General features: G+C 64.8%; 22 protein-coding genes (1 of these 22 cut by a window edge). 17 read left to right on the top strand and 5 right to left on the bottom strand.

Annotated features, from left to right (window positions below; all coding sequences use genetic code 11):
- The 4 genes from ACFC2Y_RS07435 to ACFC2Y_RS07420 all read right to left on the bottom strand — a co-directional run.
- A protein-coding gene (locus ACFC2Y_RS07435; protein WP_375174413.1) for an FMN-binding glutamate synthase family protein crosses the window boundary here: on the bottom strand, nt 1–1,336 show its 5' portion. Its footprint begins 170 nt before the window's first position; 1,336 of the gene's 1,506 nt are visible here — the first part of the coding sequence; its start codon is at nt 1,334–1,336; its stop codon lies beyond the left edge, outside the window.
- 420 nt (nt 1,337–1,756) lie between these two features.
- Nucleotides 1,757–2,578 (bottom strand): 3-deoxy-8-phosphooctulonate synthase, encoded by an 822-nt coding sequence (gene kdsA / locus ACFC2Y_RS07430; RefSeq protein ID WP_375173886.1) that lies wholly within the window; start codon nt 2,576–2,578, stop codon nt 1,757–1,759.
- Nucleotides 2,575–3,366 carry a 3-deoxy-manno-octulosonate cytidylyltransferase gene (locus ACFC2Y_RS07425; protein WP_375173887.1) on the bottom strand — a complete coding sequence of 264 codons (792 nt, stop codon included), beginning with the start codon at nt 3,364–3,366 and terminating at the stop codon, nt 2,575–2,577. Before ACFC2Y_RS07425 ends, kdsA begins: the two co-directional genes overlap by 4 nt.
- Entirely contained in the window at nt 3,363–4,313 is a 951-nt protein-coding gene (locus tag ACFC2Y_RS07420; RefSeq protein ID WP_375173888.1) for an SIS domain-containing protein, read from the bottom strand. Before ACFC2Y_RS07420 ends, ACFC2Y_RS07425 begins: the two co-directional genes overlap by 4 nt.
- Before the next feature lie 211 nt (nt 4,314–4,524).
- Here ACFC2Y_RS07420 and ACFC2Y_RS07415 point away from each other — a divergent pair, with 211 nt between their 5' ends.
- Together ACFC2Y_RS07415 and ACFC2Y_RS07410 are read left to right on the top strand one after the other, a co-directional pair.
- On the top strand, nt 4,525–5,268 hold the full coding sequence (locus ACFC2Y_RS07415; RefSeq protein WP_375173889.1) for a VPLPA-CTERM sorting domain-containing protein: 744 nt from the start codon (nt 4,525–4,527) through the stop codon (nt 5,266–5,268).
- A gap of 260 nt (nt 5,269–5,528) precedes the next feature.
- Nucleotides 5,529–6,017: a fasciclin domain-containing protein gene (locus ACFC2Y_RS07410; RefSeq protein WP_375173890.1), complete on the top strand. Its 489-nt coding sequence runs from the start codon at nt 5,529–5,531 to the stop codon at nt 6,015–6,017.
- Between the two features lie 280 nt (nt 6,018–6,297).
- On the opposite strand, the gene clpB is transcribed toward ACFC2Y_RS07410, so the two are convergent.
- A complete protein-coding gene (gene clpB / locus ACFC2Y_RS07405; RefSeq protein WP_375173891.1) occupies nt 6,298–8,916 on the bottom strand; it encodes an ATP-dependent chaperone ClpB in 2,619 nt (872 codons plus the stop codon).
- A gap of 201 nt (nt 8,917–9,117) precedes the next feature.
- Between clpB and ACFC2Y_RS07400 the strand changes: the two genes are divergently transcribed.
- The 15 genes from ACFC2Y_RS07400 to rpmE all read left to right on the top strand — a co-directional run bounded on the left by ACFC2Y_RS07400 (nt 9,118) and on the right by rpmE (nt 18,290).
- Nucleotides 9,118–9,420, top strand: a complete 303-nt coding sequence (locus ACFC2Y_RS07400; protein WP_375173892.1) for a hypothetical protein — start codon at nt 9,118–9,120, stop codon at nt 9,418–9,420.
- A gap of 215 nt (nt 9,421–9,635) precedes the next feature.
- Nucleotides 9,636–10,361 (top strand): orotidine-5'-phosphate decarboxylase, encoded by a 726-nt coding sequence (pyrF, locus tag ACFC2Y_RS07395; protein WP_375173893.1) that lies wholly within the window; start codon nt 9,636–9,638, stop codon nt 10,359–10,361.
- Between the two features lie 306 nt (nt 10,362–10,667).
- The gene (ffh, locus tag ACFC2Y_RS07390) at nt 10,668–12,185 is read left to right on the top strand and encodes a signal recognition particle protein (protein ID WP_375173894.1); all 1,518 of its coding nucleotides are present in this window, start codon (nt 10,668–10,670) and stop codon (nt 12,183–12,185) included.
- The gene (locus tag ACFC2Y_RS07385) at nt 12,182–12,736 is read left to right on the top strand and encodes a GNAT family N-acetyltransferase (RefSeq protein ID WP_375173895.1); all 555 of its coding nucleotides are present in this window, start codon (nt 12,182–12,184) and stop codon (nt 12,734–12,736) included. Before ffh ends, ACFC2Y_RS07385 begins: the two co-directional genes overlap by 4 nt.
- Nucleotides 12,733–13,275 carry a GNAT family N-acetyltransferase gene (locus tag ACFC2Y_RS07380; RefSeq protein WP_375173896.1) on the top strand — a complete coding sequence of 181 codons (543 nt, stop codon included), beginning with the start codon at nt 12,733–12,735 and terminating at the stop codon, nt 13,273–13,275. Before ACFC2Y_RS07385 ends, ACFC2Y_RS07380 begins: the two co-directional genes overlap by 4 nt.
- On the top strand, nt 13,272–13,832 hold the full coding sequence (locus tag ACFC2Y_RS07375) for a GNAT family N-acetyltransferase (protein ID WP_375173897.1): 561 nt from the start codon (nt 13,272–13,274) through the stop codon (nt 13,830–13,832). The genes ACFC2Y_RS07380 and ACFC2Y_RS07375 overlap by 4 nt, the downstream gene beginning before the upstream one ends.
- A 126-nt stretch (nt 13,833–13,958) precedes the next feature.
- Complete coding sequence (locus ACFC2Y_RS07370; protein ID WP_375173898.1) at nt 13,959–14,483, top strand: GNAT family N-acetyltransferase; 525 nt, start codon at nt 13,959–13,961, stop codon at nt 14,481–14,483.
- 1 nt (nt 14,484) lies between these two features.
- A complete protein-coding gene (locus ACFC2Y_RS07365; protein WP_375173899.1) occupies nt 14,485–15,090 on the top strand; it encodes a GNAT family N-acetyltransferase in 606 nt (201 codons plus the stop codon).
- 83 nt (nt 15,091–15,173) lie between these two features.
- A complete protein-coding gene (locus ACFC2Y_RS07360) occupies nt 15,174–15,473 on the top strand; it encodes a chorismate mutase (protein WP_375173900.1) in 300 nt (99 codons plus the stop codon).
- A 54-nt stretch (nt 15,474–15,527) separates the two neighbouring features.
- A complete protein-coding gene (gene rpsP, locus ACFC2Y_RS07355) occupies nt 15,528–15,917 on the top strand; it encodes a 30S ribosomal protein S16 (protein WP_375173901.1) in 390 nt (129 codons plus the stop codon).
- A 47-nt stretch (nt 15,918–15,964) separates the two neighbouring features.
- The gene (locus ACFC2Y_RS07350; protein ID WP_375173902.1) at nt 15,965–16,099 is read left to right on the top strand and encodes a hypothetical protein; all 135 of its coding nucleotides are present in this window, start codon (nt 15,965–15,967) and stop codon (nt 16,097–16,099) included.
- Nucleotides 16,100–16,107: 8 nt separating this feature from the next.
- Entirely contained in the window at nt 16,108–16,608 is a 501-nt protein-coding gene (gene rimM, locus ACFC2Y_RS07345) for a ribosome maturation factor RimM (RefSeq protein ID WP_375173903.1), read from the top strand.
- 4 nt (nt 16,609–16,612) lie between these two features.
- On the top strand, nt 16,613–17,401 hold the full coding sequence (gene trmD / locus ACFC2Y_RS07340; RefSeq protein ID WP_375173904.1) for a tRNA (guanosine(37)-N1)-methyltransferase TrmD: 789 nt from the start codon (nt 16,613–16,615) through the stop codon (nt 17,399–17,401).
- Nucleotides 17,402–17,673: 272 nt separating this feature from the next.
- A complete protein-coding gene (gene rplS, locus ACFC2Y_RS07335) occupies nt 17,674–18,057 on the top strand; it encodes a 50S ribosomal protein L19 (RefSeq protein WP_375173905.1) in 384 nt (127 codons plus the stop codon).
- Nucleotides 18,058–18,068: 11 nt separating this feature from the next.
- Nucleotides 18,069–18,290, top strand: coding sequence for a 50S ribosomal protein L31 (rpmE, locus tag ACFC2Y_RS07330; protein WP_375173906.1), 222 nt, complete (start codon nt 18,069–18,071; stop codon nt 18,288–18,290).
- Nucleotides 18,291–18,352 lie beyond the last annotated feature (62 nt).

Below are 18,352 nucleotides of genomic sequence, written 5' to 3'. Positions count from 1 at the left end.
GGGCGTAATTGGCGACGCGCTTGTACTTCTGTTCCACCACAAGGCCGCGCTGCAGATGTTTCTGATGCGTGGTGATCCCGGTCGGGCAGGTGTTCTTGTTGCACTTGAGCGCCTGGATACAACCCAACGAGAACATGAAGCCCCGGGCCGAGGTGACGAAATCCGCCCCCGCGCAGATCGCCCAGGCCACGTCCGACGGGTTGACCAGCTTGCCGCTGGCGATAATGCGGATGCGGTCATGCAGGCCGAACCGGTCGCGCATGTCCACCATCCGCAGCAGCGCCTCGCGCAGGGGCATGCCGACAAGGTCGATCAGGGGCATCGGCGCGGCCCCCGTGCCGCCCTCGCCGCCGTCGACGGTGATGAAGTCCGGCGCATGGATCGCGCCGCGCTCCAGGATCTGGCGGAACAGACCCTCGTAGGCGTCGGAGGAGCCCATCACCGTCTTGAAGCCGACCGGCTTGCCGGTGACACGGCGGATGTGCGCGATCTGGTCCAGCAGCTCGCCAAAGTTTCGGATATCGGGGTGGCGATTGGGCGAGATCGAATCCTGCCCCACGGCAATGCCCCGGATCGCCGCGATCTCCGCATTCACCTTTTCGCCGGGCAGGATGCCGCCCTTGCCGGGCTTCGCCCCCTGCGCCATCTTCAGTTCGAACATCTTGACCTCGGGCCGGGCCGCCATCTCGCGCAGCTTGTCATCGCTGAGGTTGCCGTGTTCGTCGCGCAGCCCGTATTTCGCGGTGCCGATCTGAAAGACGATGTCGCAGCCCCCGGTCAGGTGATAGGGCGACAGCCCCCCTTCCCCGGTGTTCAGCCAGATATTCGCCTCTTTCGCGCCGCGGCTCAGCGCCTCGACTGCGGGACGGGAAATCGCGCCGTAGGACATGCCGGAGATATTGTAGATCGACGGCGCGTCATAGGGCTGCTTGCAATACGGACCGATGGTCAGCGGCTTCGTCGCCGCAGCCTGATCATCCAGCGGCGGGAAGGAGGCGTTGACGAAGATCGACGTGCCCGGGATCGACAGGTTGCGGGTGGAGCCGAACGCGACAGTGTTCCCCTGCCCGGCGGAGGAATGATAGATCCAGTCCCGCTGCGCGCGGTTGAAGGGCATCTCCTCGCGGTCCATTGCGAAGAAGTACTGGCGGAAGAACTCGCCCAGTGTGCTGAACAGATACCGGAACCGGCCGATGACCGGATAATTCCGCCGGATCGCATCCTGGGTCTGCATCCGGTCCAGAACGAACATCACGATCGCCGTCGCCGCGACCACCCCGATGACCAGCAGGAAAAGCAGCGCCAAATATTCCAGAGCCGAGCCGACAAATCCCATTACATGTTCCTTTGGCGTGATGTGTTGCATGCCGTGCTGGGCGCAGATTGGCGCTAACGCATCAACGCGGCAAGCCACCGCGCGAAGGAAGAGAGAAGATGTGATGAAAGAGATTCAGGCGGGCGAGTCGTGCCCGTCGGCTCGTCGGGTTCTGGCCGCTGACGGCCACGGGGCAGAGATTTTGATACGCGGTGGTCAGGCGCACCCGCCCCGGTCTTCTTCCGGTCGAAAATACTTTTGGAGAGCCGCATCCATTGACCGGGGCAACGAACCCAACTGCCGCGCCGAACATCCGATCAGTTCACCCGCCCGGCGGCACCGCCGGGCAGCGGTCGTCTACCCGCGGACGCCCCCTGCCCTAATGCAATGACCTCAACCAGAGGGCCCAGGAAGGAAACGAAAGGCCGGGCTCCGCCCCCCTCACAACCCCTTGGTCAGATCGTCGATCGCCGCCAGCCCCTTCAGCAGCCGCGCCAGATCCTCGACCGGCACCATGTTCGGCCCGTCGGAGGGGGCGTTGTCCGGGTCCTCATGCGTCTCGATAAACACCGCCGCCGTGCCCACGGCCATGGCCGCGCGGGCCAGCGGTTCGACAAACTCGCGCTGCCCGCCCGAGGATCCGCCCATACCACCCGGCAGTTGCACGGAATGGGTGGCGTCGAAGACGACCGGATAGCCGGTCTGCGCCATGATCGGCAGCGACCGCAAATCCGACACCAGCATGTTGTAGCCGAAGGACGCCCCACGCTCGCAGAGCATGATGTTCTCATTTCCGGTGGAGGCGACCTTGGCCGCGACATTCTCCATATCCCAGGGGGCGAGGAACTGACCCTTCTTGATATTGATCGCCTTGCCGGTCTCTCCGGCGGCGAGCAGCAGGTCGGTCTGGCGCGACAGGAAGGCGGGGATCTGCAGGATATCCACGACCTCCGCCGCCGGAGCGCAGTGGCCGGGCTCATGCACGTCGGTCAGCACCGGGCAGCCGAACTCGCGGGCAATATCCCCCAGGATCTGCAGCCCCTTTTCCATCCCCAGCCCGCGCTTGCCGGAAAGCGACGAGCGGTTGGCCTTGTCATACGACGCCTTGAAGACCCAGGGCCGGTTCGCGGCCTCGGCGGCGGCGGCGATCTTCTCGGCCAGCATGCGGGCGTGATCCCGGCTCTCCATCTGGCAGGGGCCCGCGATCAGCATGTAGGGATTGGCGTTGGAGACCTCGATCCCCCCGATCTTGACCGTCTTCATGCGATGCCCTCCTTCTTCAGGACAGATTCAATCCGTGCCACGTCCACGGGGTTGTTCAGTTCCCAGAACACGCGCCCCCGGCCCTCGACCGCGACGCAGTCCACCGGCCAGCCGTTTTCCAGGAACCGCAACTGCTCCAACCCCTCGGCCTTTTCCAGCGGCCCCTCGGGCCAGGCGGCATAGGCGCTCAGCGCCGAAGGGCGGTAGGCGTAACAGCCGACGTGATGCCAGACCTGCGGCGGCGCCTCCAGCGACCCGACATAAGGCAGCACTTCCTTGGAGAAGTAGATCGCCGTGCCATCCGCCCGCATCACCGCCGTGGTGCCGCCGACGCGGCCCTCTTTCCGGTCGGTGACGAAATTCTCTAGCGTCTCCGCATCGGTCAGCAGGACGGGGGTCGCCATCTGCGCCGCGGGCTTCGCTTTCATATGCGCCACGAGGTCCGATACGAACCAGGCCGGGGTCAGCGGCGCGTCGCCCTGCAGGTTGACCACGATCTCCGGCACCTCCGGCAACTGCGCCACGCCCTCGGCGCAGCGCTCCGTCCCGTTGCTCGCGTCGGAGGAGGTCATGATGACCTCCGCCCCAAAGGCCTCCGACGCCGCGCGGATGCGGCCATCGTCGGTCAGCACATAGACCGCGTCGATGCCCTCGACGGCCCGGGCGGCCTCCCAGCTGCGCTGGATCAGGCTCTTCTTTTCTCCGGTCGCGCCGGTCAGTTCGACCAGCGGCTTGCCGGGATAGCGGGTGGAGGCATAGCGGGCGGGAATGAAGACGACGGTTTTCATGCGGCCCCCAGGCGCAGAGCGTCATGGATGTGGACCAGCCCTTCCAGCTGCCCCTCCCCGTCCACCGCGAAGAGCGCGGAAATCCGGTTGTCGTTCATGATGCCCAGCGCATCGACCAGCAGGATATCGGCGGAGATGCTGCGCGGGCTGCCCGTCGCCACCTCTCCGGCCTTGCGCTCCAGCAGGCCCTTGAGGTTCCGCCGCAGGTCGCCATCGGTGATGACCCCGGTCAGCCTGCCCGCCTCGGCCACGGCCACGACGCCGAACCCCTTGGCCGACATCTCCAACAGGGTGTCGCCCATCTCGGTCTCCGGCGCGACCACCGGCAGAGCTTCGCCCCGATGCATCACCGCCCGCACCGTCAGAAGCTGCGCGCCCAGGGTGCCGCCGGGATGGAAGGTCTGGAAATCGGCCTGTTTGAACCCCCGCTCCTCCATCAGCGCCACGGCCAGGGCATCCCCCAGCGCCATGGTCATCGTGGTGGAGGTCGTGGGCGCCATGCCGATCGAACAGGCCTCCGGCGCATTGGAGAGCAGCAGCAAGTGATCGGCCTGTTTCGCCAGGGTGCTGTCCGGTTTCTTGGTGATCCCGATCAGCGGAATGTCAAAGCGGCGGGTGTGGGCGATGATATCGGCCAGCTCCTTCGTCTCGCCGGAGTTGGAGATCAGGATGCAGGCGTCAGCGCGGGTGATCATGCCCAGATCGCCATGGCTCGCCTCGCCCGGGTGGACGAACTGCGCCGGCGTGCCGGTGGAGGCAAAGGTGGCGGCGATCTTGGCCGCGACATGGCCCGACTTGCCCATGCCGGAAACGACAACCCGGCCCGGCACCTGCAGAAGGGCGGCCACCACCGCCTCGAACTCCTGCGTCAGTTCGGAGGCCAGCTGTGCAAGCGCGGCGCTCTCCGAGGTCAGAACCGCGCGGGCGGTGTCTAGCGCTGATGTCATGGGCGGGCCTTTGCGAAACTGCTCTTGCCCGGGTGATAGCGCCGTTGCCGGGCACTGTCCAACGCTGTGCACAGGTCGCGGACGTCTCTGATTTGGCCTCTATTCAGCAAAAATATCAAGAATTGCGCCTGAACCCGAAACAATTGAACCGGCTCTTACGTGTCTTGATGACAGGCGCACATCGCCTGTCCTTGAAACAGGGAGTATTGTTATGACTTTTAGAAACCCAATCACGGCACGCATTGCGGCCGCCAGCGTTCTGGCCCTCGCCGCCGGGGCCGCCCATGCGGGGCACCTGACCTACTACGAGGTCACGCTGAACCAATTGAACAGTTCTGGCGTCACCGGGTCGGGTAGTTTTACCTATGACGACACGGCCAAGACCCTCTCCGTGCAGCTGAACGCGACCGGGCTTTATGAATTCGGGCCGCATCCGCAGCACATCCACGGCATTCCCGGCGGCGATTCCGTGTCGCCTCCGGTCGAAGATGCCGATGGCGACGGCTTCGCCGACATCGACGAAGACAAGGACCAGTTCATCGAACTGGCCGAGGCGGCCGAATTCTACGGGCCGGTCATGGTGTCGCTGACCAACGAGGACGGATCCCTGGTGGAAACGCCGGACGGCGTCCTCAACTATTCGCGCGTCTTCGATCTGACGGATCCAAACATCTATGCCAACGGGTTCGATATCGACGACCTCGGGCCCGACATGCTCGAAAACCGGGAAATCGTGCTGCATGGCGGCTATGTCTGGGGCATGGCCCAGGGCGTCTTCGGCGAGGGCACAGAGGGCGAGGTCGACGGGACCATTGGTTACAAAGCGGTGCTGCCCGTCGCGACGGGCGAGATTGTCCGCAGCCAGATGCCAGCCGTTCCCCTCCCCGCCTCTCTGCCGCTGCTTGTGGCAGGTTTCGGGGCGCTCGGCTTCGCGGCGCGGCGGCGCCGCGGCTGACGGCCGTGCTCTGACCGCGACACGATCACGGATCGGCCCCCGCGCGGGGCCGATCCGACCGCAAAACCGCGCCGGATGACGACACTTCATCGTCCTCCGTTCACGAATGTCTGATTGGATTTTCAGGCAAGGCGTGGCTTGTGCCGAAAACCCCTCCGGTCAAGGGCATCACAAGCATTTGTGACGGTGATCCGGACGACCGGGACCCTCCGTATGAGGATCAATGCCAACGACGGCATTGCTCAATCGGAGGATTTTTGATGCTACGCAGAACGCTTCTCACCCTGTCCACCGCCGCCCTCATCGCCGGTCCCGCATTTGCCGACTCGCACTCGATGAAAAAGGACATCGTCGATACAGCGGCCGAGGCGGGATCCTTCTCGACCCTTCTGGCCGCAGCCGAGGCAGCGGGCCTCGTCGACACGCTTAAAGGCGAGGGTCCGCTGACCGTCTTCGCCCCGACCGACGACGCCTTTGCCGCGCTGCCCGAAGGCACGGTCGAGTCGCTGCTCGAGCCGGAGAACAAGGACAAGCTGACCGCGATCCTGACCTATCACGTCGTCTCCGGCGCGGTGATGTCCGGTGACCTGAGCGACGGCATGTCCGCCGCCACGGTCGAGGGCAGCGAAATCACCGTCTCGCTCGGCGATGCGGTGAAGATCAACGACGCCACCGTGGTGACGCCGGACATCGAAGCCTCGAACGGTGTGATCCACGTGATCGACAGCGTCCTGATGCCGCCGATGTAAGGCCCGCCACTCACGGACCGGAACGGCCCGCCGGAGCGATCTTGCGGGCCGTTTTGTGTGTGGGTGGGGGACCGTGGGCGGCACCATGAGCAGGAGGCCCTCGGATCAAGTCCGAGGGTGACGATCATAGCTCTTTCAGGCGCACCACCAAAAAACCGTCATCCTCCGGCTCGACCGGAAGATCTCCCCCCACCAGACGCCCCCCCCAGCCACACCACCCGCGCAAAAGAAAACCGCCCCCGAGGTCTGACCCCGGGGGCGGTTCTCAGTTCAGCCCGGCTCAATGTACCACGGCATCATCCGGCTTGCCCCGGTCGGTCGTCCCGACCCGGTCCCCGATGATCAGACCGTCGGCCCCGGCACTCACCGGCACGGTGTCGCCGTCCTTGACGTCTCCGCCCAGCAGCGCCTCGGCCAGCGGGTCCTGCACCGCCTTCTGGATCACCCGCTTCAGCGGACGCGCCCCGAAGACCGGATCATAACCCTCATCGGCCAGCCACTGCTTCGCCGCGTCGTCCAGCTCCAGCCGGATGTTGCGCCCCGCCAACCGCTTGAGCAGCCGCTGCAGCTGGATCTCGACAATGCCACCCATGTCGCCGCGTCCCAGCCGGTCGAAGACGATGATCTCGTCCAGACGGTTCAGGAACTCCGGCCGGAAGTGCGCCTTCACCGCGTCCATCACGTCGCGCTTGGCCTCCGCCGCATCCGCGCCGTCGGGCAGTTGGCTCAGCGCCTGCGCGCCGAGGTTCGACGTCAGGATGATCAGCGTCTGCTTGAAATCCACGGTGCGGCCCTGACCATCGGTCAGCACGCCGTCATCAAGGACCTGCAACAGCACGTTGAAGACATCCGGATGCGCCTTTTCCACCTCGTCGAATAGCACGACCTGATAAGGCCTGCGCCGCACGGCTTCGGTCAGCACACCGCCTTCGTCATACCCGACATATCCCGGAGGGGCGCCGATCAGACGGGCGACGGAGTGTTTCTCCATGAACTCCGACATATCAATCCGCACCATCGCAGAGTCGTCGTCAAAGAGGAACTCCGCCACGGCCTTGGTCAGCTCCGTCTTGCCCACGCCGGTCGGCCCGAGGAAGAGGAACGAGCCAAGCGGCCGGTTCTCGTCGTTCAGCCCGGCCCGCGCCCGGCGCACGGCGTTGGCAACGGCACGGACAGCCGCGTTCTGGCCGATGACCCGCTTGTGCAGCCCGTCTTCCATGCGCAGCAGCTTCTCGCGTTCGCCTTCCAGCATCTTGGTCGTCGGGATGCCGGTCCAGCGTTCGACCACCTGGGCGATCTGCTCCGGACGGACGGCCTCTTCGACCATGACGCCCTCGGCTTCCTGCTGTTCGGCCTCGCCCAGCTGTTTCTCAAGCTGCGGGATGATCCCATAAGATAGCTCGCCCGCGCGCGCGAGGTCGCCGTTCCGCTTGGCAATCTCCAGATCGGCCCGCGCCCGGTCCAGCTTCTCCTTCAGGTCCCGCGCCTCGCCCAGCTTATCACGCTCGGCCTGCCACTTGGCGGTCATCTCGGCGGATTTCTCCTGCAGGTCGGCCAGCGCCAGCTCCTGCCGCTCCAGCCGCGCCTTGGAGGCCTCGTCATCCTCCAGCTTCAGCGCCTCGACCTCGATCTGCATTTGCAGAATCTGCCGGTCCAGCTGGTCCAGCTCCTCGGGTTTGCTGTCCACCTCCATCCGGAGACGGCTCGCCGCCTCGTCCACAAGGTCAATCGCCTTGTCGGGCAGGAAGCGGTCAGTGATATAGCGGTTCGACAGGGTCGCCGCCGCCACCAGGGCCGAGTCGCTGATCCGCACACCATGGTGCAGTTCGTACTTCTCCTTGATGCCCCGCAGGATGGAGATCGTGTCCTCCACCGTCGGCTCCTCGACCATCACGGGCTGGAACCGGCGGGCAAGCGCAGCGTCCTTCTCCACATACTTGCGGTATTCATCCAGCGTTGTCGCGCCGATACAGTGCAGCTCCCCCCGCGCCAGCGCCGGCTTGATCAGGTTCGCCGCATCCATCGCGCCGTCCGTCTTCCCGGCACCGACCAGCGTGTGCATCTCGTCGATGAAGAGGATGATCTCGCCGGCAGCCGACTCGATCTCCTTCAGGACGGATTTCAACCGCTCCTCGAACTCACCGCGATATTTCGCACCGGCGATCAGCGCGCCCATGTCCAGCGCCAGAAGCTTCTTGTTCTTCAGGCTCTCGGGCACATCGCCGTTGATGATGCGCAAGGCCATGCCCTCGGCAATCGCCGTTTTACCGACGCCCGGTTCCCCGATCAGCACGGGGTTGTTCTTGGTCCGGCGGCTCAGCACCTGCATCGAGCGGCGGATCTCGTCATCCCGCCCGATGATCGGGTCGATCTTGCCTTCCTCGGCGGCCTTGGTCAGGTCGCGGGCGTATTTCTCCAGCGCCTCGAAGGTCTCCTCGGCATTGGCGCTGTCCGCCGTCCGCCCCTTGCGCACGTCGTTGATCGCCTCGTTCAGCTTCTGGGCAGTGACGCCCCCGGCCTCTAGCGCCTCGCGGGCGCTCGACTTGACCAGCGCAAGCGCGGTCAGCAGGCGTTCCACCGGGACAAAGCTGTCCTTCGCCTTCTCCGCCACCTTCTCGGCCTCGGAAATCACGCGGACAGTACTGTTGTCCATATAGACCTGATCGCCCCCGCCGGTGACGACAGGGATCTTGGCCAGCGCCGTATCGACGGCGGTCTTCACGGCCTTCGCATCCCCGCCCGCCTTGGCGATGAGGTTGGAGGCCAGTCCTTCGGGATCATCCAGAAGCGCCTTGAGGATGTGCTCGGGCACGAGGCGCTGGTGGTTTTCGCGGATCGCGATGGTCTGGGCGGCCTGAATGAAACCGCGCGACCGTTCCGTGAACTTGCTCAAGTCCATGGTCATCTCCTTTTTGAAGCGTTCCCTCCGGCCGCACCCTTACTAGGCATGCCGCCACAGAACCTTGATCTGAATGTGGGGCAGGCGAAGGGCCCGTTCAAGGCGATGTGAAGCGATTTCAGGGAACTTTTGCCGATCATCTCGGGTTTTTACGTCAATCAGACCCCATATGAGGGATATCGCAGCAGGAAGGAGGGTCCGATGATGACCACCCAGATCCACACTGTCACTTATAACGCAGCCATGCGCGCCTTCGAGGCCCGCGTGTCCATTGCCGAGGGCGGCGAGGTCTTCACCTACCCCTGCTCTCTCCGCGCCCCGATGGACATGGACAGCACGCTGGCGGCGCGGCAACTGGTCGAAATCGCCAAACGGCGTCACGGCCGCGCCAACCGCCCGACCGTGTCCCGCCGCGCCGATCCCGGTTTCGCCGCCCATGTCCCGTCGGAGATCGCGACCGCCACCGACGCGCTCTGGCTCCGCATGCTGGGCCACGCGGCCTGAGGTCCCTCCCCCGCTGCCACGGGGAAGGCACCCGATGTCCCCGTCGGGTGTTTGGCCGGATGCGGCCCCGCCCCGTCCCTCAGGGATGGTGGCCGCATCCGGTTCTTCTTTGTCCAGTCCGCGTACCCCCGTCCCCGCTTTCCCCGCTTTCCACGCTTGACGCGACCTCCCTCCGCAGGGACAAGGCCCCAGATTTCCAGGCAGAGGGGCCGCCCATGACCGACGTTTCCGACAAACTGATCGTTGCACTAGATGTGCCGGACGCCCTGTCCGGATTGAAACTGGCGGGCGAGATCGGCGAGGCCGTCAGTTTCTACAAGATCGGTCTCGGCATGCTCACCGGCGGCGGGCTCGCCCTGGCGAACGAGCTGAAGCAGGATCACGGCAAGCGCATCTTCCTCGACATGAAACTCTTCGACATCGGCGCGACGGTCGAGGCGGCGGTGCGCGGCCTCACGCAGTTCGACATCGACTTTCTCACCGTGCACGGCGATCCGCACGTCGTGCGCGCGGCCAAGGAAGGCGCGGCGGGCTCCAACACGAAAATCCTCGGCGTCACGATCCTCACCTCGCTGGACCGGAGCGATCTGGACGACAGCCTGCTGATCGAGGGCACGCCGCGCGATCTGGTGATCGAACGCGCCGCCCGCGCCTTCGAGGCCGGGGCCGACGGCATCATCTGCTCCCCGCAGGAGGCCGCCGCGGTCCGCGCCCTCGACAATGCCGAGGGGCGGTTGATCGTGACGCCGGGCGTGCGCCCCCATGGCGCGGACCTCGGCGATCAGAAACGCGTCTCGACCCCCGCCGTGGCGATCAACGACGGCGCGGATCACATCGTGGTGGGCCGCCCGGTCTGGAAAGCTGCCGATCCGCGCGCGGCGGCCGAGGCGATCCAGACCGAAATTGCCCGCGCGCATACCACCAACGTGACGTTTCGCTGATCGGGTCGCTGATCGGGGACGTTCGACCGCAACCGGCCCCGTCTTTCTTTTTGCCGCAAATATCCTCGCCGGCAGGCGAAACCCGCAGCTGTCGCACGACGCTGACCGCCCGGCGCGCCTTGACAGCAAGGGGCCCAGCCCCTAAACGCCCCCTCAATACCCGGAGTCTATCTTGATTCCGGTCCTCGCCTGCGTTGCGGGGATCGCCACCAGTCAGCGCGTCGCGCCCACTGGTGCGCTTGTCGTTTGAGCCGTCCCCACCCACATCGGGGGCATTGTCTGCAAGAGGTCTAGGAGGGCCGGGGCATGTTTGAAAATCTATCCGAACGCCTCTCTGGTGTCTTCGACCGGCTGACCAAACAGGGCGCGCTGAGCGACGAGGACGTCAAGACGGCGCTGCGCGAGGTGCGGGTCGCCCTGCTGGAGGCCGACGTCTCGCTGCCCGTCGCGCGCGAGTTCGTGAAAGCGGTGCAGGAGAAGGCCACGGGCCAGGCGGTGACGAAATCCATCACCCCCGGTCAGCAGGTGGTCAAGATCGTCCATGACGAGCTGGTCGCGGTTCTGGCCGGCGATCCCGATGCCGATCCCGGCGCGCTCAAGATCGACAACCCGCCCGCGCCGATCCTGATGGTCGGGCTGCAGGGCTCGGGCAAGACGACGACCACGGCCAAGCTGGCCAAGCGTCTGAAGGAGAAAGAGGGCAAGAAGGTCCTCATGGCCTCGCTCGACGTGAACCGTCCGGCGGCGATGGAACAGTTGCAGATCCTCGGCACTCAGATCGGCGTGGATACCCTGCCGATCGTGAAGGGCGAGGATCCGGTGACCATCGCGAAGCGGGCCAAGACCCAGGCCTCGCTCGGCGGTTACGATGTCTACATGCTCGATACCGCGGGTCGTCTGCACATCGACCAGGAGTTGATCGCCCAGGCCGCAGCGGTCCGCGATGTGGCGAAGCCGCGCGAGACGCTGCTGGTGGTCGACGGTCTGACCGGCCAGGACGCGGTGAATGTCGCGACCGAATTTGACGACAAGATCGGCGTCTCGGGCGTTGTCCTCACCCGGATGGACGGCGACGGTCGCGGTGGCGCGGCGCTCTCGATGCGGGCGGTGACCGGCAAGCCGATCAAGTTCGTCGGCCTCGGCGAAAAGATGGACGCGATCGAGACCTTCGAGCCGGACCGGATCGCGGGCCGTATCCTCGGCATGGGCGACATCGTCAGCCTTGTCGAAAAGGCCCAGGCGACCATTGAGGCCGAACAGGCCGAGAAGATGATGAAGCGGTTCCAGAAGGGCCGGTTCAACATGAACGACCTGCGCATGCAGCTCGAACAGATGCTCAAGATGGGCGGCATGGAGGGCATCATGGGAATGATGCCGGGCATGGGCAAACTGGCCGCGCAGGCCAAGGAATCGGGCTTCGAGGACAAGGTCATCAAGCAGCAAATCGCGATGATCCAGTCGATGACCAAACTCGAGCGCGCGAACCCGCAACTCCTTCAGGCGAGCCGGAAAAAACGGATCGCGGCGGGCTCCGGGATGGACGTGTCGGATCTGAACAAGCTGCTCAAGATGCATCGGCAGATGTCGGACATGATGAAGAAGATGGGCAAGGGCGGCATGCTGAAACAGGCCATGAAGGGCATGTTCGGCAAGGGCGGCGACGTGCCCGAGGGCTTCGATCCCTCGAAGATGGACAGCCGCGCCATCGAACAGGCCGCCAAGCAGATGAGCCAGGGCGGCGCCATGGGCAAGATGCCCGGCCTGCCCGGTCTGGGCGGCGGCGGCCTGCCCCCCGGCCTCAGCGGATTCGGCAAGAAGAAATGATCGTCGCGGCGCCCCCCTTCCCGGTCATCGAGACCGAGCGTCTGAAACTCGTGTCCCCTGCGGGACCCGAGTTTGACGCGCAGGAAGCTTTCCTTATGCCGGGCGCGCCGAAATTCCTGGATCATCACCCCGATGACGAGGCGACCTGGTGGTCCGTGGCCACCATCATCGGCCATTGGCACCTGCGGGGTTACGGGCTCTTCGCCGTGCTCAACCGCGTGACGGGCGAACCCTACGGCCTGGTCGGGCCGTGGTTCCCCAAGGGCTGGCCCGAACGCGAACTGTCCTGGAACCTCGTCGAGGGAGCCGAGGGCCGCGGCATCGCCGAGGAGGCCGCGCGGGCGGTGCTCGACTGGCTCTTCACCGATCAGAACTGGCCCTCCATCATCTCTCTGGTGGATCCGTCGAACGACAGCTCTGTGCGGCTTGTGGAAAAGCTGGGCGCGCGGGCCGAGGGCACCTTTGCCCATGAGATGGCAGGCGAATTCCGCATCTGGCGGCATGTGCCGCGCACCGCGGCGGGCAAGCGACTGCTGGAGGGTCTGGCATGACGACCATTCCGACCCTGACCACCGAAAGGCTGATCCTGCGCGCCCCGGAACAGCGCGATTTCGACGTCTTCGCGGCCTTCTATGCCTCGGACCGGTCACGGTTCATCGGCGGCCCGCTGGATCGGGACCGCGCTTGGCGGCAGCTGGCGACAGAGGCCGGGCACTGGCTTCTTCTGGGCTATGGCCGCTGGATCGTCGCGGATCGTGACACGGATCAGGCGGTCGGCATGGTCGGCATCTGGAACCCCGAGGGCTGGCCGGAGCCGGAGATCGGCTGGGATCTGTTCGACGGGGCCGAGGGCAAGGGCTATGCGACCGAGGCGGCCGAGGCCGCGCGCAGCTATGCTTATGATGTCCTGGGCTGGGACACCGTGATTTCGCTGGTCGCGCCGCAGAATACCGCCTCCGCCGCCGTCGCCGCCCGTCTGGGCGCCGCGAAGGAGACGGAGTTCGATCATCCGCGCCTGGGTCACCTGCATGTCTACCGCCACCCGGGTCCGCAGGATCTGGTGAACGGCGGGGCGGAGGCCTACGCATGAGCCTGCCCCGCGATCTTCCCGTGCATGCCATCCCCGTCCCCGTGATCGAGACGGAGCGCCTGGTGCTGCGCGCGCCGGAGGGGCGTGATTTCCCCGCCGTTGTCGCGTTCCAGATGGATGCGGAGCGGACAAAGTACATCGGCGGCCCCGCCCAATCCGAATTCGAGGTCTGGGGCGGCTTCTGCCGCGCGATCGGGCATTGGATCTGGAACGGTTATGGCTTCTGGACGTTGGAAGAGAAATCGACCGGGCAGGCCGTGGGCCGTGTCGGACTTCTCAATCATCTCGGCTGGCCCGAACCCGAAATCGGCTGGCACATGTTTGCCGCCGGCGAAGGGCGCGGACTGGCCCATGAGGCGGCGCTGGCCCTGCGCGAACACGCGGCGCAAACGCTCGGACTGGACCGGGTCATAAGCCTGATCCACCCTGAAAACATACGCTCCCGGGCCCTGGCGGAACGCCTTGGCGCGACCGTCGAAAAAGAGACCGAACTCCTGGGAGACCCCTGTCTGATCTACCGCCATCCCTCTGTAGGGGAGATGCTCAAATGTCACTAGTTTCAACTTATCCGGGTGCACGCTGCGATAAACTGCTTTGTTCCCGCAATAGCGCTGGAAAAGCACGTTTCGGACCTGTTCTGATATCGCGCATGTCTTCAAATGAACTCTGGACGAGGTAAACCTATGAAAAAAAGTGACCTGTTCCCTACTGTCGAGACCGAACGCCTGCGTATGCACGTGGCAACGATCGCGGATCTTGACGAACTTGACGAGTATTTCTCCAGTGAAGAGTCCCGTTTCGTTGGCGGCCCCCGCCCGCGTCTCGAATCCTGGGATGCGCTGTGCTCCGGCGTGGGGCACTGGATCATCCGCGGGTTCGGCCTGTGGATCGTCACCAGCCGCGATGACGGCACCCAGGTCGGCATCGTCGGCCTGTCGCAACCGGATGGCTGGCCCGAACCCGAACTGATCTGGGTGATCTACGACCAGTTCTCCGGCCAGGGCATCGCAACCGAAGCCGTCCTCGGCGCCCGCAAGGCCGCGGCAAAGCATTTCGGGATCAAGACCCCGGTCAGCTTGCTGCGCCCGGAACACAAACCCCTGATCCGCATGGTCGAACGGATGGGCGCGGAGCGGGTTCAGGATGTGGAACTGCCCGATATCGGGCCGATCCCCGCCTGGCGTTTCCCGGATCCGGAAGCGGGGTAGAATGACAGCCACGTCGATCCCGGTTATCGAAACGGAACGTCTGGTCCTTCGCGGGCCGGAGCCGTCGGATTATCCGAATTTCAAGCATACGTTCAGCTCATACCGGTCCCGGTTCATGGGCGGGCCGCTGAATGCCTATGAAACCTGGATGCTCTATGCCGCCGAGATCGGGCATTGGCAGATCCGGGGCTACGGCATGTGGATGATCCATGACCGCACGACCGACGCAACGCTTGGCATGGCGGGCGGCTGGCAGCCCGCCCAGTGGCCCGAGGCGGAAATCGCCTGGATCATCTGGCCTGAAACCGCGGGGCAAGGCTATGCGCTTGAAGCGACCCATGCCGCCCGCAATTACTTCTACTCCTCACTTGGATGGCAGGGGGCGGTCAGCTATCTCGACCCCAAGAACCTGAATTCCATTCGGCTGGCCGAACGGCTTGGCGCGAAAAAGGATGCCGAGGCACCGACGGTGGACGGCCATGACGTCTGCTACAGGCATCCCTCGCCCGCGCAGCTGAAGAACAGCCAGGTTTCCGACGGGATCGAGCTGGAAATCCGCTCCTACACCGACCCGCTTTTCACGCCGAAAGGATACGCCCTTGATTAACGTTTCCTTTCCCCTCCGTGCGGCGCGCACCGACGTGATACCGACGCAATACCGACGTGATACCGACGTCAGAAAGGGCCCCCATGTCTGATGATGTCGTCGCCCGCGCGGCGGAGCTTCTGAAAGGGCATCGTGCCAGCATCGACCGGCTGGACGCGATCCTTGTCTATACGCTCGGAGAGCGGTTCAAACACACGCAGGCCGTGGGCAAGCTGAAGGCCGAACATGACCTTCCGCCCTCCGACCCCTCGCGTGAGGCTGCGCAGATCGCGCGGCTTGAAAATCTTGCGATCGAGGCCGATCTCGACCCCGATTTTGCCAAGAAATTCCTGAACTTCATCATTCAGGAGGTGATCCGGCATCACCGGCAACACCAAACCTAAGGTGGGTGCCTGCACCCATCACCCAAGCCATTCAATTCAATAGGAGAAACTCAAATGGCCATGAAAATCCGTCTCGCCCGTGGCGGCTCCAAGAAGCGCCCGTTCTATCGCATCGTCGCGGCTGACAGCCGTATGCCCCGCGACGGCCGCTTCATCGAAAAGCTCGGCACCTACAACCCGCTGCTCCCGAAGGATTCCGAAGACCGCGTGAAAATGGATATCGAAAAGATCCAGGCCTGGCTCGACAAGGGCGCACAGCCGACCGACCGCGTCTCCCGCTTCCTCGAAGCCGCTGGCGTGATTGAGAAAAAAGAGCGTTCGAACCCCAAGAAGGGCACCCCGGGCAAGGCCGCGCAGGACCGTGCCGAAGCCAAGGCCGCCAAGGCAGCTGAAGCCGCCGAAGCCCCGGCCGAGGACGCCCCCGCGGAAGAAAACGCAGAGTGATCTGCTTCGGCCCCGGCCTTGTCCGGGTCAGGGCCGGGTGATGCGTGATGCTGTTCCGCCCGATCCGGACCCTGCTGCTGCTCTCCGTCGCCTTTGGGGCGGGCATGCTCTATGAACGAGAGCGGCAGGCCGAGGCCTGTCAGGAGCAGAGCGGGATTCTGCGGGATATCATCTGCGAATAGGAGAGGTGATGAGCGACCAGGTCTGTGTCGGCGCGATTGCCGGCTCCTACGGGGTCCGGGGCGAGGTGCGGCTGAAAAGCTACTGCGCCGAACCTACGGCCATTGCCGATTACGCCCCCCTCGTGGATGAAACGGGGCGAAGCTATTCCATCACGCTCACCCGTCCGATCAAAAACGGTTTCGCCGCCCGCCTGGGCGGCGTCACGACCAAGGAAGAGGCCGACGCGCTGAGGGGGGTCGAGCTCTTCACCCCGCGTGACCGCCTGCCCGCGCCGGAAGAAGATGAATATTATCATGCAGATCTGATCGGCTTGCGGGTGCTCGACACCGGCGGGACAGAGATCGGCACCGTACGCTCCGTCATGGATCACGGGGCGGGCGATCTGCTGGAAATCCAGGGGCCGGGCCTGCCCAATACGGTGCTCCTGCCCTTCACCCGCGCCTGCGTGCCGACCGTCGATATTGCCGGGGGCCGGATCATCGCGGACCCGCCCGAAGGGCTGCTCTAGGGCGATGACCACCCCCAAATCCCACGGCCGCAAGAGCATCCGCCCGACGCTGGTCCCCCGCGACCTGATGAGCGAGGACCCGGTGCTGGCAGGCGCCTGGACGGCACGGATCATCACCCTGTTCCCGCAGGCCTTTCCCGGCGTGTTGGGAGAATCCCTGACCGGCAAGGCCCTGGCGGAAGGGAAATGGCAACTCGATACCATCGACCTGCGGACCTATGGTGAGGGCAAGCATCGCAATGTCGATGACACCCCTGCGGGCGGCGGTGCCGGGATGGTCCTGCGCCCCGATGTCATGGGCCGCGCCATCGAGGATGCCATGGCCGGGGCGTCCGGCGCCTGGCCTCTGGTCTACCTTTCCCCACGCGGGCCGCGCTTTGATCAGCGGATGGCGGAACGTCTGGCCCGGGCGCAGGGCATCACCATGATCTGCGGCCGGTTCGAGGGGCTGGATGAGCGGGTGATCCAGCATTACGGCATCCAGGAAATCTCGCTTGGCGATTTTGTCATGACCGGCGGAGAACTGGCGGCGCAGGCGATAATCGACGCCACCGTGCGCCTGCTGCCCGGCGTGCTGGGCAATGCCCAATCGACGGAGCATGAAAGCTTTTCCGAGGGGCTGCTGGAACATCCGCAATACACCCGCCCTGCCGAATGGAACGGGCACCAGATCCCTGATGTGCTGATGTCCGGTCACCATGGCGAAATCGCCAAATGGCGGCGGCAGATGTCGGAAGAGATGACGCGGGCCCGGCGGCCGGACCTCTGGGCCGCGTACAAGGACAAGAGCTGAGGCATAGACCGGACCCCCGATCCCGGCCAGCCCCTTTCCCCCTTGATCCAAACCCGAATCCCGCTTATACGCCGCCCGTCCGGGGCGTGAGCCATCCGGACCCTTCGTCTGTTCCCCTGTCCCGGTTTCTTCACCGGATCGCAGGCCGGGCGAAAGACCAAAGAAGAGAGTGACCTGACCTCTGGCGGGCTGCATGTGCGGGACCCGGTGCGAAGACCAGAGCTATCCGGTGGCGTCAATCGCGGGAAAACCGCGGAAAAAGGAGAGTTGCGATGGACCTGATCGCACAGCTGGAAGCGGAACAGATCGCCGCACTGGGGAAAAACATCCCCGATTTCAAAGCGGGTGACACCATCCGCGTCGGTTACAAGGTGACCGAAGGCACGCGGACCCGTGTGCAGAACTACGAAGGCGTGTGCATTTCGCGCAAGAACGGCGAAGGCATTGCCGGCTCGTTCACCGTGCGGAAGATCTCCTTCGGTGAAGGCGTGGAACGTGTGTTTCCCCTCTACTCCACGAATATCGAGAGCATCGAGGTCGTCCGCCGTGGCCGCGTCCGCCGTGCGAAGCTCTACTACCTGCGTTCGCGTCGCGGCAAATCCGCCCGTATCGCAGAGGTTTCCAACTACAAGCCGAAATCCGGCGCCGAAGCATAAGGACGAGCCAGATGAAAAAGGATATCCATCCCGAATACCACATCATCGACGTCAAGATGACCGATGGCACCGTGGTTCAGATGCGCTCCACCTGGGGCTCCGAAGGCGAAACCCTGTCGCTCGACATCGACCCCTCGGTGCACCCGGCCTGGACCGGTGGCTCCTCGCGCCTGCTGGATGCCGGCGGCCGCGTGTCGAAGTTCAAGAACAAATACGCAGGCCTCGGCTTCTGATCGCCGCCTGATTGTGTTGCGAAACGCCGTCCCCCGGGGCGGCGTTTTCGATTCCGGGCACT

This window comes from Pseudooceanicola sp. (assembly GCF_041987405.1).
In the GTDB taxonomy this organism is placed as follows: Bacteria; Pseudomonadota; Alphaproteobacteria; order Rhodobacterales; family Rhodobacteraceae; genus Pseudooceanicola.
This window is presented reverse-complemented; position numbering and strand designations above follow the sequence as displayed.